Origin of the sequence: Alkalinema sp. FACHB-956, from assembly GCF_014697025.1 — a bacterium.
Classification (GTDB): domain Bacteria; phylum Cyanobacteriota; class Cyanobacteriia; order Leptolyngbyales; family Leptolyngbyaceae; genus Alkalinema.
In genome coordinates, this window is record NZ_JACJRC010000040.1 from 1 (window position 1) to 13,024 (window position 13,024).

Sequence of the window (13,024 nt, forward strand, 5' to 3'; positions counted from 1 at the left end):
GAGCTGGATGGGTTGAAGCGCAGGTTTACTCACAGATTCAATCTCTAGTCCCTAATAGAATGCTAAATTAACTGCTTTTTCTGGATTCTTGTAAAAACTCTCTATTTTTTTAAGCCTGAGTAGTTACGTTTTGCAATCATATTTTGCAATCATGGTTTGACCTTCTCTGCATATTTTCCTGAGGCCGTCAGTAGGATTGCGTAGAGAAGCAACAACCGATCGAGGGTTATTTGCTTGCTCAGCCCAGTCCTCCCATCTCCTAGGCGGGTGCCTCTGCATTGTCGGCAAGATGATCGACTTGTCGGAAAGTGGCATTTCTAGATGGGTCACTGGGGTAGACTCGGTCGATCGAGATCGTCGCGATCGATGCGCTTCATCTACCGTTGATTCCACAATTCGCAATCCCTACTTTTTAGGACACACCAGTATGAAGCAACTTGCTTTGACATTCGGCCATCGGGCTGCAATTTTGGCTTGCTTATCAATCGGTAGCTGGGCGATCGCCACCCCCCAGGCTCAGGCGGCTAACCTGAGTGCGGGCGGCACGGTTCCCACCGTTGGCACCACCGCTGCGGCACGGCCAGAATTGGCGGGCTTGGTTCTCGAAGACGCGATCCGAAATGTGAATTTAGGATCTGGGATTTCCGTTTCTGTACAGGATCGTGTCGTGAGATCGGACTTAACAGGAACACTTGATTTCTACTACCGCATTATCAATAACAACACCTTTGACGTTCGACTGGGCGATTTAATTTCCCACTCGTCCTTTGCGGGGTTTACCACGGATGTCGATTACCGCATTGATGGGTTAGGCAATCCCAATCCGTTGACGGCGGCCCGATCGGCGGATGGGAGTACGGTCACCTTTGACTTTGACAATTCCCAAAATAATGCCTTGCTTTTAGCTGCCGGGGAAACCACTCGTTTCTTCTTTGTGAAGACGGGGGCAACGTTGTATAACGCTTTGGGGCAGGGAACCTTGCGGGGTGTCAATGGTGAAGCCTATAGTTTTGCCTCCTTCCAGCCCACCAATGCCATTCCCACCCCTGCGCTTTTGCCCGGTTTAGTGGGTTTAGGCTTGGGGGTTTGGCGGCGACGGAAGTCAGACACGATCGTGTAACGGTCGGGTATCTAATCTAAGGTATCTAATCTAGCGCCTCTAACCGAGAGGCAGAAACGGGGGACTCGTCCATCAATCTGGCTCGTATAATCGAAGGTCAGCGCGATCGAATGAATCCTCCAGTTTCTTGTTTGAATTCCCTCCGATGAACACCCCAGTTTCTCAGCAGGCTGCTTCCTCGACTGCCTTTCTTGGGTCAATTGTGACCGCAGATTGGCTCGATCGATCGGTGTTGCAAGTGGCTCCGGAGTTACTGGGGTGTACGCTGGTGCGGCAATTTCCCGATGGGCGGCAGTTGCGGGGCCGCATTGTGGAAACCGAAGCCTACCAGGAAGGGGATCCGGCCTGCCATGCCTATCGTCGCAAAACGCCCCGAAATCGCATTATGTTTGGCCCTGCGGGGTCTGTTTACGTTTACTTAATCTATGGCATGTACCACTGCCTCAACATTGTGACCGATCGGGATGACTTTGCCAGTGCGGTGTTGATCCGGGCGTTGCATTTAGAAACGGTGCCCGCCGATCGACTCAGGCCCCGTGAAAAGCCCGATCGGGTGGCGGCTGGCCCTGGCAAACTGTGCAAAGCCCTGGAGATTGATTTGGATCTCTACGGCACAAAGTTGGAACCGGGACAGCCGCTCTGGCTAGAGCATCGTACCCCTGATTGGCAGCGGCAATGGGACGAAGGGACGATCGAAGCTGTGCAAACCACCCGGATTGGGCTGACCCAAGGGATGGAACTGCCCTGGCGCTGGTATGTCAAACATTGCCCTGCGGTGTCCAAACTCTAAAGCACAATTTCGCAACGCTAAAGCACGATTTCAGACTGACCGTCGGTGAATTTCACATCTTGAATTCCCCAGGCTGCGTGACTAGTTAGGGTCTTGCGTAGACTGCCAAAGAGTGCCATTTGTTCGGCGCTGGACATGGACTCAAAATGGCGGGTGGATTTTGGATCCAGGCGTAGATCAATGGTCGCGATCGCCCCCTGTACCTTGACGCGATAGCCCACCACGTTGAAATCCGGCGAATTACTGGTTTGAATAATTTGCCCGATCGCTGCGTCCATGGCCCGATCTTTGGGCAAATTAGCCTTAACAGGGACTAGATTTTCGTAGGAACTGTCAGGGCGATAAATTTGCACTGGGACTGTTCCCACGGGTGCCGCCGGTGACGCTGGAGCCATGGATGTGGCGGGAGGCTGGCTGGGTTCTGTTGGGCTGGCTGACTCCGTTGGAGACGGGCTGGGAGATGGGCTAGGACTCGCGGACTCCGTGGGTGTAGGCGACTCTGTGGGACTGGGCGACTGGGTGGCGATCGGGCTTCCGGTGCCGCAACCCGTGAGTACCCCGAGGAGCAGGAGGGTCAACGCCCCCCGCTTGGGGATAGAGCCAAGGACGGGTAGGGACATTTTTTTTAAATCTTGTAGAAAATTCATCATTTCTTGGAACTCGAATAGATTATCTAAGCGCGCATTCAACTGTCCCTGACCCTTGTAACCTATACCCTACCGTGATTTCCACGATCGCAGGCTATCTTGGCAAAAGATGGGGTTCTGTAAGAAATTGCTAGCGTATTCTACGGAACATTGTGCATCGTGACCTTCAGGGTTAGCATGGGGATAGCGGTATCTACCATGATTACCGATGTTGCATTTGTAGACTTCCATGGACCGAAGTCCAGTCCCTGAAGGTTATAGCATCCCGTAGTTTCTGGAAGCCTTGGGTCTTCCAGCGCGGGGAAGATCGAGGTGAAAATATGCTGACACAGGAAGGCCGTGTTTCTCTGTCGGAAATTACCGACTTGAATAAGCTGAAGTTTGAGTTAAATCGACTGCCCCCCGTGGATGTAGGTGATTACATCACCGATTTGCCCGTGGAGCGGCGGGCGATCGCCTTTCGGGTTCTCAAAAAAGACCAGGCAACAGCGGTTTTTGAGTATTTGGAACCGGAGATTCAGGAGGCGTTGATTGGCTCCCTCCACGATGCCCAGGTTTGTCAAATTCTGGAAGGAATGCGACCGGACGATCGGGCGGAATTGTTTGATGAACTGCCTGCTGGGGTGGTGCGGCGGCTGATTCAGCAGCTCAGTCCGATCGAGCGGCAGGCCACGGCGACCATTTTGGGCTATCCGGAAGGGACCGCAGGCCGGGTGATGACGACGGAATACGTGCGGCTGCGGGAGGGGTTGACGGTTTCGGAGGCGCTGAGCAAGATTCGGGCGGACGATCGCGATAAGGAAACGGTGTACTACGCCTACGTGACGGACAATAACCGCAAACTGGTGCGGGTGGTGTCGTTGCGGCAGTTGCTGTTTTCCTTGCCGGATGCGCTGGTGCGGGATGTGGCCAGCGATCGGGTGATCAAGGTGCATACGGAGACGCCCCAGGAAGAAGCGGCGCAAATGATGAAGCGCTATGACCTGTTGGCGGTTCCGGTGGTCGATCGGGAGGATCGGCTGGTGGGGATTGTGACGATCGATGATATGGTGGATGTCCTGGAAGAGGAAGCCACGGAGGACATCCAAAAGATTGCGGGGGTGACCAGCGGGGATGAATCTTCGTTGTCCCATCCCTTGGATAAGCTGAAAAATCGCTTGCCTTGGCTATTGGGGATTATGGCGCTGTATATTGGTGCGTCTAGTTCAATTTCGCCGTTCCAAAGTACGATTCAGCAGGTGCCGGTGCTGGCGGTGATTATGCCGTTGTTTTCCAATACGGGGGGAACGGTGGGTATCCAAGCCCTGACGGTGACGATTCGATCGATCGGTTTGGGTGAAGTGGAGCCGGAAGATACGTTGACGATTCTGAAAAAAGAGTTGCTCGCTGGGTTGGGTACAGCATTGTCGTTAGGAACAACGATGGTGTTGCTGTCGTTGATTTGGACGAAGCCGGAGGAGCGCTGGGTGTCGTTGGTGGCGGGAACGGTGATGGCAACCAATACGTTGGTGGCGGTGACGTTGGGGACGTTGTTACCGATCGGGTTTAAGCGACTCAACCTTGATCCGGCGTTGATTAGTGGCCCCTTAGTGACGACGATGTTGGATACGATCGGGTTTATCTTGTTTTTAACGTTGATTACGGTGAGTTTGAATGTGTTACATGCTCCGGTGTAGTTGCTAAGCACGAGTTTTGAATCACTGGTTATTGCGATGCGATCGATCCCCCTAAATCCCCCTTAAAAAGGGGGACTTTGAAAGTATTGTTGGATCTCCATTCTACTGACGGGAGTTCGACAAGCCAAATTGTCCCTCACAAATCTCCTGTGCTTAGACAGAGAATTCACTTTCGGGGGGTGTCGGGGGAGTAGAGTCCCCTGACATTGCAGGGGAGCGGGGAGAAGTTCCCCGATCTTCGCTGCGCAGCAGCACCGACGATCGAACCGCACCACGAATTTATCGAACTCACGTTCCTACTGCGGGTTAGAGGCGTCTTTGAAGGCGAGGATGTCGGAGTTTTGGAAGCCGTACCAGGAGACTTTGAGGTGCTTGGGGGCGGGGAAGTGGGTGTCGTAGACGGTGATGACGTTGGTAAGGTTGCGACCGGGGGATTTGAGGATGCGGTTGCCTTTGGCGATCGCCAGCGAAGTCCCGCCGTCTAGGTTCATGGCTTCGTAGCAGCCGAGGTAGCGCATGATTTCTGCTTCCCGTTTGAGGGAGACGGGTTTGAGGAAGGTGACGTGTAGGAGTTTGTGGCCGGATTTGGGGAAGCCGATCGCCGATCGAATGGCGCTGCCCATGACGGCCCGATCGGTGAAGCCTTCTTTTTTGGGATTAATCCAGAGTTTGCCTCGGCTGAGTAGGCGGGGGCCAGCGGTGAGGGAGAACCAATGGTCTTGCCAGCGGGGTTTGCCTTGGACGCGGGCGGTGATCATTTCCGGTTGGTTGCCGACGCGCAGGCCGAGGGTGGTGCCGTAGTTTTCCCAGGGGCTGAATTTGAGGAATTGGCCACCGGCGACTAGGTTGCCCATGACGCGCTTTTGGCGATCCATGCTGAAGAAGGTGCCGCTGAGGGTAAGGGCGGCGCGGTTACGGCGGACGAGGTGGACAAAGGGTTCGTCGCCTTGGGTCGATCGGGCGCTGTTGGCTTGGCTGGCGTTTTTGGCGAGGCCGATGTGGAGGAAGGTTTCGGGGTCTTTGAGGTCGATCGTGGCGATGTAGACGGGGATGCCTGCGAGTTTGCGGTAGAGGACGGAGACGGGTTGGGGCGTGGGAGAGTGGGAGGGTGCAAGCGTGGGAGAGTGGGGGACGGGCGGTGAGGATGGGGGGCGGAAGGTGAGGATGGGGGGTGGGGCGGTGTCTTCGATCGGGGCTTGCAGGGGGGAAGGGATATCGGTGTCAGCCGCCGGATCAGCTGGAGCCGAGTCTTCGGGGGGGAGATCGGGGGCGAGTTCGCTGGTGGTGAAGTGGGGATAGGTTTGCAGGAGGGCGACGGTTCCGGCAAACAGGATGAGGATGTTGGCGAGGACGATCGGTAGGTTTTTGAAAGCTTGGATCGACGGGGGACAGTTTTGGGCGCGGGTACGCTCGCGGTGTTGGCGGAGTCGCTCTACCATGGACTATCTGGGAATGATGACGAGGTGTGGGAAGGGTTGCAGGATCTCCCTAGCTCCTCTTGACTCCGATCCTCCCTAGCCCCCCTTAAAAAGGGGGGGAACTGGGAATAAAGGGGAACCAGATCACTTCAAAGTCCCGCTTATTTCTAGCGCAGCGGCGCGTAGCGCGGGGATTTAGGGGGATCGGAGATTTAGGGTGGTTGGGAGATCTGGCAATGACCAAGATCTGGCAATGACCAATGGATTGGATATGCGGTAATGGGGGAGATATTAGCTTAAATGGTGGGATTTTTAGCAGGTTTGATGTCGGTTTTCCAAGGGTTGCTACGGATCTATGCACTTAACTTACCCAGGCATCCGCTGAATTCTTAAATTGTTTACAAAAAATTGTGATTTGTGATGTTGTGGGGGAGAGGGTGGGGGATGGTGCCTGTAACCTGGGGGCTTTCTGCCAATTCAAAGGCCCGTATTCTCCTTGAAAACTCGCTTAAAATGGGGAGGATCGGGTTTGTATAGGTGTTGCCAATGGCGAGTTTAGCAGAACTGCAAGAGCGGTTAGAGGTGTTCCGGATGGCGGGGCGGAACCTTCAGCTTGACCCGTTGGTGACGCAGAAGGCGCTGGCGCAGTTTGGGGTGGAGTATCAGACGGATCTACTGGAGCAATTGGAGCAGGCGATCGAGGATGCGGACGATCGGGATAATAAGTTTGTGTTTACGGGGCATCGGGGCTGCGGGAAGTCTACGCTGCTGGCGGAGTTGGGGTTTCGGCTAATTGAGACGGGTCGCTATTTTGTGGTGATGTTTTCGATCTCAGACACGATCGAACGATCGGCAGTGGATCATGTCAATATTTTGTTTTCCATGGCGTTGCAGTTGATTGAGGCGGCGGAACTGCGATCGGTGAAGTTGAAGCCGGGAATCAAAAAGGAATTGTATCGGTGGTTGGGGAAGCATACGCAAACGGAATCCCAGGGGTTAGAGTCGGAGATTGAGGCCAGCGGTGGGGCGAGTTTGGAGGGAGGTGTTCCGGGGTTGCTGAAGTTTTTGGCGGAGATTAAGTCAAAGATGAAGGTGAACTCGGTGATTCGCAAGGAGATTACGACGGAGTTTGCGCGACGGATTTCGGATTTGATTGCGAAGATTAATGAGATCCAGGTTTATATCGAGAATGCGACTGGGCAGCGGGTTTTGGTCATCATTGATGATTTGGATAAGTTGGATCTTTCGGTGACGGATAGCATTTTCAGTAAGAATATTCAGCCGTTGCTTGATCCGAATTGTCATATTCTTTATACGATTCCGATCGCGACGTTGCGGGAGGTGTCGTTGAAGCGGAATATTGAGGCGTTGGTGAAGCAGATTCATACGATGCGGGTGGCGAAGTTCTTTAGTCGATCGGTGGTGCGGAAGGCCGATCGGGTGCCGGATGAGGGCTGTGTGGCGATTTTTGAGGAGGTGTTGGATCGGCGGTTGCGGACGGAGTTGATTGAGCCGGAGGTGAAGCGGCAGATTATTTTAAAGAGTGGCGGGGTGTTGCGGGAGTTGATTCGGTTGGTCGATCGCTGTTGTGATAAGTGTATGCAGCAGTTACGCAGTCAGATTCGGCGGGAGCAGTTGGATCGACCGTCGGTGGTGGTGAATCAGCAGATTTTGGATCAGGTGTTGACGGATTTTCAGATTGAGTTTGCGGAACCGTTGGGGCAGGTAGATTTTGAGGCGTTGAAGCAGATTTATGGGGATTTGAAGCCACGGGATACGGAGAATCAGCGGTTTTTGGATTTGCTGCATGGGCTGTACATTTTGGAGTATCGCAATGCGGTGTTGTGGTATGACTTGAATCCGATCGTGGTGGATTTGTTGGTGCAGGAGGGGGTGTTGGATGGTGACGCGATCGTCTGAGCTGACGCCGGAGAATGAGGCGACCTATGAGTCGTTGATTTCGTTGATTGAGAATAGTCAGGGGCGGCTGGCTCCGATTATTGTGGGTTGTGATGATGCGGGGGTACGGCGGCGGGTGATTGCGCGCTATGAGCAGGAGGCGCGGGAGAGCCAGATTCGGCCCTATCGGGTGGTGTTGGGGCAGGAGCCGAGTTTACGATCGGAGTTGGCGAAGTTGAGGGAGGCGGAACCCTATTTGCAGGGGGATGGGGAGGCGGTGTTTACGGTGACGGGGGCGGAGGTGCTGTTGCGGCTGAAGCTGCGCCCGGAGGATGAGCAGAGTGATTTGGATAAGTTTTTTGGTTATTTGCAGTGGACGCGGGAGGGGTTGCGGGAGTTTCCCTATCCGATCGTGCTGTGGGTGAGTCAGCGGATTTTGCGGGAGATGAGCCGACGGGCACCGGATTTTTGGGGTTGGCGGAAGGCGGTGTTGCGGTTCGCGGATGAGGAATCGCATGGAATTCAGGTTGAGTGGGAGCCGCCTGTGAAATTAGCGGAAGTGAGCAGAGAAGATGAGTCTTTGCCACCGCTAGAGGAATTACTAGAAGAAATTCAGATATTAGAACAGAAGTCATCTGATGCAGCAGGTTTGACAATACTATACGATAAGTTGGGACAGTTTTATAGAAATCAAATCGCTCAGGGTAAAGCAAAGAATTTAGAACAGGAACGGGAATTAGCAATTCAGGCATTTAAAAAGTCGATTGCACTATATACGGTTCAAAATCAGAAAGTTGAACTTCTTCGGGTTTGGATACGGCTAGGGAACTTTTTGGGTCATCAATCTCGCTATTTTGAAGTAATTGAGGCCCACCAAACTGCATTAGATATTGCTCAGGAAATTGGCGAGCGTCAGGGCGAAGCAAGTTCCTTAAAGGGTCTGGGGAATGCGTACTTTTCTCTAGGCGGATATCAACAGGCGATCGATTTCTACCAACAAGCTCTGGAAATTGATCGTGAAATCAGCGATCGCCAGGGCGAAGCAAGTTCCTTAAAGGGTCTGGGGATTGTGTATGGCTCTCTCGGCCAATACCAAGGAGCGATCGATTTCCACCAACAAGCTCTGGAAATTGATCGTGAAATCAGTGATCGCCAGGGCGAAGCAACTTCCTTAACCAATCTGGGGATTGCGTACTACTATCTCGGCCAATACCAACGAGCGATCGATTTCTACCAACAAGCTCTGGAAATTGATCGCGATATCGGCGATCGTAACGGCGAAGCACATTCCTTAATGGGTCTAGGGATTGCGTACGACTCCCTCGGCCAATACCAACGGGCGATCGATTTCTACCAACAAGCTCTGGAAATTCAACGTGATATCGGCAATCGTCAGGGCGAAGCAAATTCCCTTCACAATCTGGGGTTTGCATACTTTTCCCTAGGCCGATATCAACAGGCGATCGATTTCTACCAACAATCCCTGAAAATTAAACGCGATATCGGCGATCGTAACGGCGAAGCATTGTCTCTGCGTAATTTAGGTTATGTACTTGCAAACTATGAGCCTCGCCGATGGGAAGCCCTCCAAGCCTACGAGCAAGCAAAAGCCATCTTCACAGAACTCAAGCTGGATCAGGAGGTTGAGAAATGCAATAACGCTATCTATGCATTCAACCAAAATATTGCAACTCAGCAGCAAGCTAAAACCCTAGACCTTCCCAAACAATCTGCTCGTGCTAGAAAACGCTCTAAGCTCACTAGAAAACATTATCTCTTCTGGGGTGGTGTAATTATTGTTATTGCGATCGTTGTTTGTGTAATAATTTTCTAGTCGTAAATGGCTCTCTGCTTTTCCCAGAGTGTTGATGCTTGCTACCCCACAGCAAACCCTGTCAACTTTCTGGCATAGGGAGCATGATAAGCCAACACAATATCCTGCTTCGGCACACCCCGATCGATCAATTCATTAGCGATCGAACTTGTTCACATTATCCTCAGCCAGAATTCGGAGCAACACGATCGTCATTGCCCCAATTCCGCCTCAATCTGCTCAATACTCGGCAAGCGCGATCGCATCTCCTCCGGCAAAGTATGCGTGATTTGATACTCTGCAACCCCGATCGGTTTGTGGATATCACTCAACGCCCACTCCGCCACCAACCGATCGCGATTTTTGCACAGCAAAAGCCCAATACTCGGTTCATCTCCCGGTTGCCGCAATCGCTCATCCGCCGCCTTGAGATAAAAATTCAACTTTCCAGCGTGTTCAGGTTCAAAGTCCCCAGTTTTTAGTTCGATCACCACATAGCAATGCAAATGAGTATGGTAAAACAGCAAATCCAAGAAAAACTCACGATCGCCAACCTGAAGTGGCACCTGCCGTCCCATATAAGCAAATCCAGCCCCTAACTCCAATAGAAATTGTGTAATGTGTTCAATTAAATTGCGTTCTAAATCTCGTTCATTGTAATCCTTAGAAAGCGACAGAAAATCAAACACGTAGGGGTCTTTGAGCGTTTGTTGAGCGAGGTCTGATTGGGGTGTCGGCAAAGTGGTTTGAAAGTTCGCGATCGCCTTGCCCTCGCGCTCCCATAGTTTGCTTTCAATGTGATGGGTCAAGACATTGCGACTCCAACCATGGTTCAAAGTATTTTCAATGTAGTAGAGTGCTTCTGTGGTGGATTGGCACTTAGTCACAATTACGACATTATGCCACCAAGGAATTTGGAAAAGCTTGTGCATTTTGCCTTCCTTGATTTGCGAAGCAGGTTGCTTCGCAAATGGTTCATTCCCTGACCAGAACCTATACCAACGCCGAATTTGTTCCAGATTCCGCTTTGAGAATCCCTTCATTTCCGGAAACTCCGCCATCAAATCCTGACTGAGTTGCCGCAAAAAGCCATCGCCCCAAGCTCGTTCCTTTTGCTTTTCAACAATCTCCGCACCCAATTCCCAATAAAAAGCCAACAGTTCCGAATTAACTGCCACCGCTGCCTTCAACTGCACCGATCGTAGCTTTGACTTCACTCCCGCTAACCAATTTCGGTAATCCGCTGATTCCTGTAGCACGATCGAATTCTCCATGTCTCGGGTACCAGATGCCCTGTTGCCAGATGCCACGTTACCAAACATCACAACATTGCAAACAATCGCAAAATAGTTGACAGCGCCTTAGTTTACCCCTAGGCTTGTTTTTCATAGCTGAATGAAACCGTGTGCGTTAAGTCCCGATCGCTCAGCTACGACCCCAAAAATTAAGGCGCTACCCAGCGTTGCTGTCAACAACAAAGGGTAGCTAAACCCCAAGCTGTACTCGGCAGCTAGGCGGTCTGACACGGATTTTAACATTCGATCGGGCCACCCTACTTGTCCTGCGCAAAAGGGTGGCTTTAATTTTTGGGATTTCCTCCCCATCTACACCCAGGAGAAATCCCATGTTTACTGGCTTTGGCGGCACCGATCGCCCAGAAACTTCGATCGACGATTCCCGCAGACCGTTCCAAATCTACCTGCTCGGCACCCGCGAAGAAATCCAAACCACGATCAACCAACTGCAAGTGGTGCGGTTTTGCGAGCGGATTCGTTGGAGTCCACCGATTCCAGTTCTCGGTTCCGATTGGAAATACATCAGCATGATGGAACGCGATCGGGCGACGGAGTAAGTCGATTTAAAAACCGGGATTTTTTGAAAATCCCGGTTTTTGGTCTAGACTGCGAGTTCGATCAAATCCAATCCTCACGCCGTTTTCCGATGGGTCTTCCGTTCCAAAATTTCCTTCAGAATCAACGTCAACAGCCCTAGCGCTCCCAGCAACACCGATGCCGAAAACGCCGCCCCCGTCGCATACTGCTTGTAGGAATCCTCCACAAACAAAGACAGCGTTTGCGTCTTCCGTGCAATATTTCCCGCCACCACCGACACCGCACCAAACTCACCCATCGCCCGCGCATTCGTCAGCAACACCCCATACAGCAGCCCCCAACGAATATTCGGCAACGTCACATTCCAAAAAATCTGCCAATTATTGGCCCCCAATGTCCTTGCCGCTTCCTCTTCATCCGTGCCCACTTCTTCCAGCACCGGAATCACCTCCCGCGCCACAAACGGCAACGTCACAAACGCCGTCGCCAGCACAATCCCCGGCACCGCAAAAATGACTTTGAAATTGATAAACTGCAAAATCGGACTCAACCAGCCCTGCTGTCCATACAACAGCACCATCATCAGCCCCGCAACCACCGGCGAAATGGAAAACGGCAAATCCAGAATACTAATGACGATCGGTTTTCCCCGGAAAGGATGACGCGCGATCGCCCAAGCAGCAAACAAGCCAAATACCGTATTCAACGGCACGACAATGAATGCAACAAACAACGTCAACCCGATCGCCGTTTGCATATCTGCCTCGGCAAAATGGGTCAGAAACGGCCCCACACCCTTGGCTAACGCCTGGTAAAACACATTCACCGCAGGCAATAACAGCACCAGCGCCAAATACCCGATCGCGATCGCAATCATCACCCACTGGGCCCACGGTTTAGCAGACTCCGAAGTCGATAACGTCGATGAAGATAACGTCGATGAATTAGTTGGCATAGCGTCTTCCCCAAGCTTGCAGCAAATTAATCAGCAGAAGCAACACAAACGAGATCAGCAATAGCACCGTCCCGATCACCGTAGCTCCCACAATGTTGTACTGTTCCAGTTGCTGGAAAATCAGCACCGGCGCAATCAAATCCTTAAACGGTGTATTCGACGCAATCATCACCGTCGAACCATATTCCCCCACCGCTCGGGAAAACCCCAAGGCAACCCCCGTCAAAATCGCAGGCAGCAACGGCGGCAACGTCACCCGCAAAAACGTCTGGATCTTGGACGCACCTAGGGACCACGCCGCTTCCTCTAGCTCCCGTTCCATTTCGCTCAGTACCGGTTGCACCGTCCGCACCACAAACGGTAAGGAAATAAACAACATCGCGATCGCCACCCCCACTCGGGTAAAGGCAATCTTGACCCCAAAGGGAGCCAGCAGTCCCCCAATCCAGCCCTTGGGACTGTAGACCGTTGCCAGTGTCAATCCGGCCACCGCCGTCGGCAACGCAAACGGCAAATCCACGATCGCATCAATCAGCCGCTTCCCCGGAAAGGAATAACGCACCAACACCCAAGCAATCAACGTCCCAAACAATCCATTGACCAACGCACTGCCCAACGCCGTCACAAACGTGACCTCATAGGCCGACAGCGCGATCGGACTTGTCGCAATCCGCCAAAATTCACTGGGTTGCGCCGTAATCGCTTTCCCAAACAGCGCCACGATCGGCAGCACCAACATCCACGCCAGATACCCGATCGTCACCCGCCATGGCAGAGAAATTTTGCCTAAATACCCTAACGGTTGTCGCCAGGAAAGAGAAGGAGCGATTGCCATAAAAACAACTCAAACTACAAAGACATCAAAAAGATGGAA

At 52.4% G+C, this 13,024-nt stretch carries 11 protein-coding genes and 1 pseudogene; 6 read left to right on the forward strand and 6 right to left on the reverse strand.

The genetic code is table 11. The features are described 5' to 3' along the window. Positions 1 to 196: 196 nt before the first annotated feature. Entirely contained in the window at positions 197 to 1,120 is a 924-nt protein-coding gene (locus tag H6G21_RS23430) for a PTPA-CTERM sorting domain-containing protein (protein ID WP_190576656.1), read from the forward strand. 145 nt (positions 1,121 to 1,265) lie between these two features. Next, positions 1,266 to 1,910, forward strand: coding sequence for a DNA-3-methyladenine glycosylase (locus tag H6G21_RS23435; protein ID WP_190576659.1), 645 nt, complete (start codon positions 1,266 to 1,268; stop codon positions 1,908 to 1,910). A gap of 17 nt (positions 1,911 to 1,927) precedes the next feature. Here the strand turns inward: H6G21_RS23435 and H6G21_RS23440 are convergent, their stop codons facing one another. After that, positions 1,928 to 2,560 (reverse strand): sporulation/spore germination protein, encoded by a 633-nt coding sequence (locus H6G21_RS23440; protein ID WP_190576661.1) that lies wholly within the window; start codon positions 2,558 to 2,560, stop codon positions 1,928 to 1,930. Positions 2,561 to 2,877: 317 nt separating this feature from the next. Here H6G21_RS23440 and mgtE point away from each other — a divergent pair, with 317 nt between their 5' ends. Then, positions 2,878 to 4,233 carry a magnesium transporter gene (gene mgtE, locus H6G21_RS23445; protein ID WP_190576663.1) on the forward strand — a complete coding sequence of 452 codons (1,356 nt, stop codon included), beginning with the start codon at positions 2,878 to 2,880 and terminating at the stop codon, positions 4,231 to 4,233. 296 nt (positions 4,234 to 4,529) lie between these two features. On the opposite strand, the gene H6G21_RS23450 is transcribed toward mgtE, so the two are convergent. After that, positions 4,530 to 5,672 carry a phosphodiester glycosidase family protein gene (locus tag H6G21_RS23450; protein ID WP_190576665.1) on the reverse strand — a complete coding sequence of 381 codons (1,143 nt, stop codon included), beginning with the start codon at positions 5,670 to 5,672 and terminating at the stop codon, positions 4,530 to 4,532. A gap of 525 nt (positions 5,673 to 6,197) precedes the next feature. On the opposite strand from H6G21_RS23450, the gene H6G21_RS23455 reads away from it, so the two are divergent. Then, the gene (locus H6G21_RS23455) at positions 6,198 to 7,571 is read left to right on the forward strand and encodes a P-loop NTPase fold protein (RefSeq protein WP_190576667.1); all 1,374 of its coding nucleotides are present in this window, start codon (positions 6,198 to 6,200) and stop codon (positions 7,569 to 7,571) included. Further along, the gene (locus H6G21_RS23460; protein WP_199307408.1) at positions 7,552 to 9,384 is read left to right on the forward strand and encodes a tetratricopeptide repeat protein; all 1,833 of its coding nucleotides are present in this window, start codon (positions 7,552 to 7,554) and stop codon (positions 9,382 to 9,384) included. The genes H6G21_RS23455 and H6G21_RS23460 overlap by 20 nt, the downstream gene beginning before the upstream one ends. A gap of 41 nt (positions 9,385 to 9,425) precedes the next feature. Here the strand turns inward: H6G21_RS23460 and H6G21_RS26110 are convergent. Together H6G21_RS26110 and H6G21_RS23470 are read right to left on the reverse strand one after the other, a co-directional pair. Continuing rightward, positions 9,426 to 9,527, reverse strand: a pseudogene (locus H6G21_RS26110) (element excision factor XisI family protein); the annotation flags it as partial. Positions 9,528 to 9,575: 48 nt separating this feature from the next. Beyond that, positions 9,576 to 10,637 (reverse strand): PDDEXK nuclease domain-containing protein, encoded by a 1,062-nt coding sequence (locus H6G21_RS23470; RefSeq protein ID WP_190576669.1) that lies wholly within the window; start codon positions 10,635 to 10,637, stop codon positions 9,576 to 9,578. A gap of 350 nt (positions 10,638 to 10,987) precedes the next feature. Between H6G21_RS23470 and H6G21_RS23475 the strand changes: the two genes are divergently transcribed. Then, positions 10,988 to 11,215, forward strand: a complete 228-nt coding sequence (locus H6G21_RS23475; RefSeq protein WP_190576671.1) for a hypothetical protein — start codon at positions 10,988 to 10,990, stop codon at positions 11,213 to 11,215. A 74-nt stretch (positions 11,216 to 11,289) separates the two neighbouring features. On the opposite strand, the gene cysW is transcribed toward H6G21_RS23475, so the two are convergent. Both cysW and cysT read right to left on the reverse strand, forming a co-directional pair. Continuing rightward, complete coding sequence (gene cysW, locus H6G21_RS23480; protein WP_190576673.1) at positions 11,290 to 12,150, reverse strand: sulfate ABC transporter permease subunit CysW; 861 nt, start codon at positions 12,148 to 12,150, stop codon at positions 11,290 to 11,292. Continuing rightward, a complete protein-coding gene (gene cysT / locus H6G21_RS23485; protein ID WP_190576675.1) occupies positions 12,140 to 12,985 on the reverse strand; it encodes a sulfate ABC transporter permease subunit CysT in 846 nt (281 codons plus the stop codon). The genes cysW and cysT overlap by 11 nt, the downstream gene beginning before the upstream one ends. Positions 12,986 to 13,024: the final 39 nt, after the last annotated feature.

Coding starts and splice junctions, on each gene's coding strand:
- H6G21_RS23440 (WP_190576661.1), bottom strand. CDS start 2,560: ATGATGAATTTTCTACAAGATTTAAAAAAAATGTCCCTACCCGTCCTT.
- H6G21_RS23455 (WP_190576667.1), top strand. CDS start 6,198: ATGGCGAGTTTAGCAGAACTGCAAGAGCGGTTAGAGGTGTTCCGGATG.
- H6G21_RS23475 (WP_190576671.1), top strand. CDS start 10,988: ATGTTTACTGGCTTTGGCGGCACCGATCGCCCAGAAACTTCGATCGAC.
- H6G21_RS23435 (WP_190576659.1), top strand. CDS start 1,266: ATGAACACCCCAGTTTCTCAGCAGGCTGCTTCCTCGACTGCCTTTCTT.
- H6G21_RS23460 (WP_199307408.1), top strand. CDS start 7,552: ATGGTGACGCGATCGTCTGAGCTGACGCCGGAGAATGAGGCGACCTAT.
- mgtE (WP_190576663.1), top strand. CDS start 2,878: ATGCTGACACAGGAAGGCCGTGTTTCTCTGTCGGAAATTACCGACTTG.
- H6G21_RS23450 (WP_190576665.1), bottom strand. CDS start 5,672: ATGGTAGAGCGACTCCGCCAACACCGCGAGCGTACCCGCGCCCAAAAC.
- cysW (WP_190576673.1), bottom strand. CDS start 12,150: ATGCCAACTAATTCATCGACGTTATCTTCATCGACGTTATCGACTTCG.
- cysT (WP_190576675.1), bottom strand. CDS start 12,985: ATGGCAATCGCTCCTTCTCTTTCCTGGCGACAACCGTTAGGGTATTTA.
- H6G21_RS23470 (WP_190576669.1), bottom strand. CDS start 10,637: ATGGAGAATTCGATCGTGCTACAGGAATCAGCGGATTACCGAAATTGG.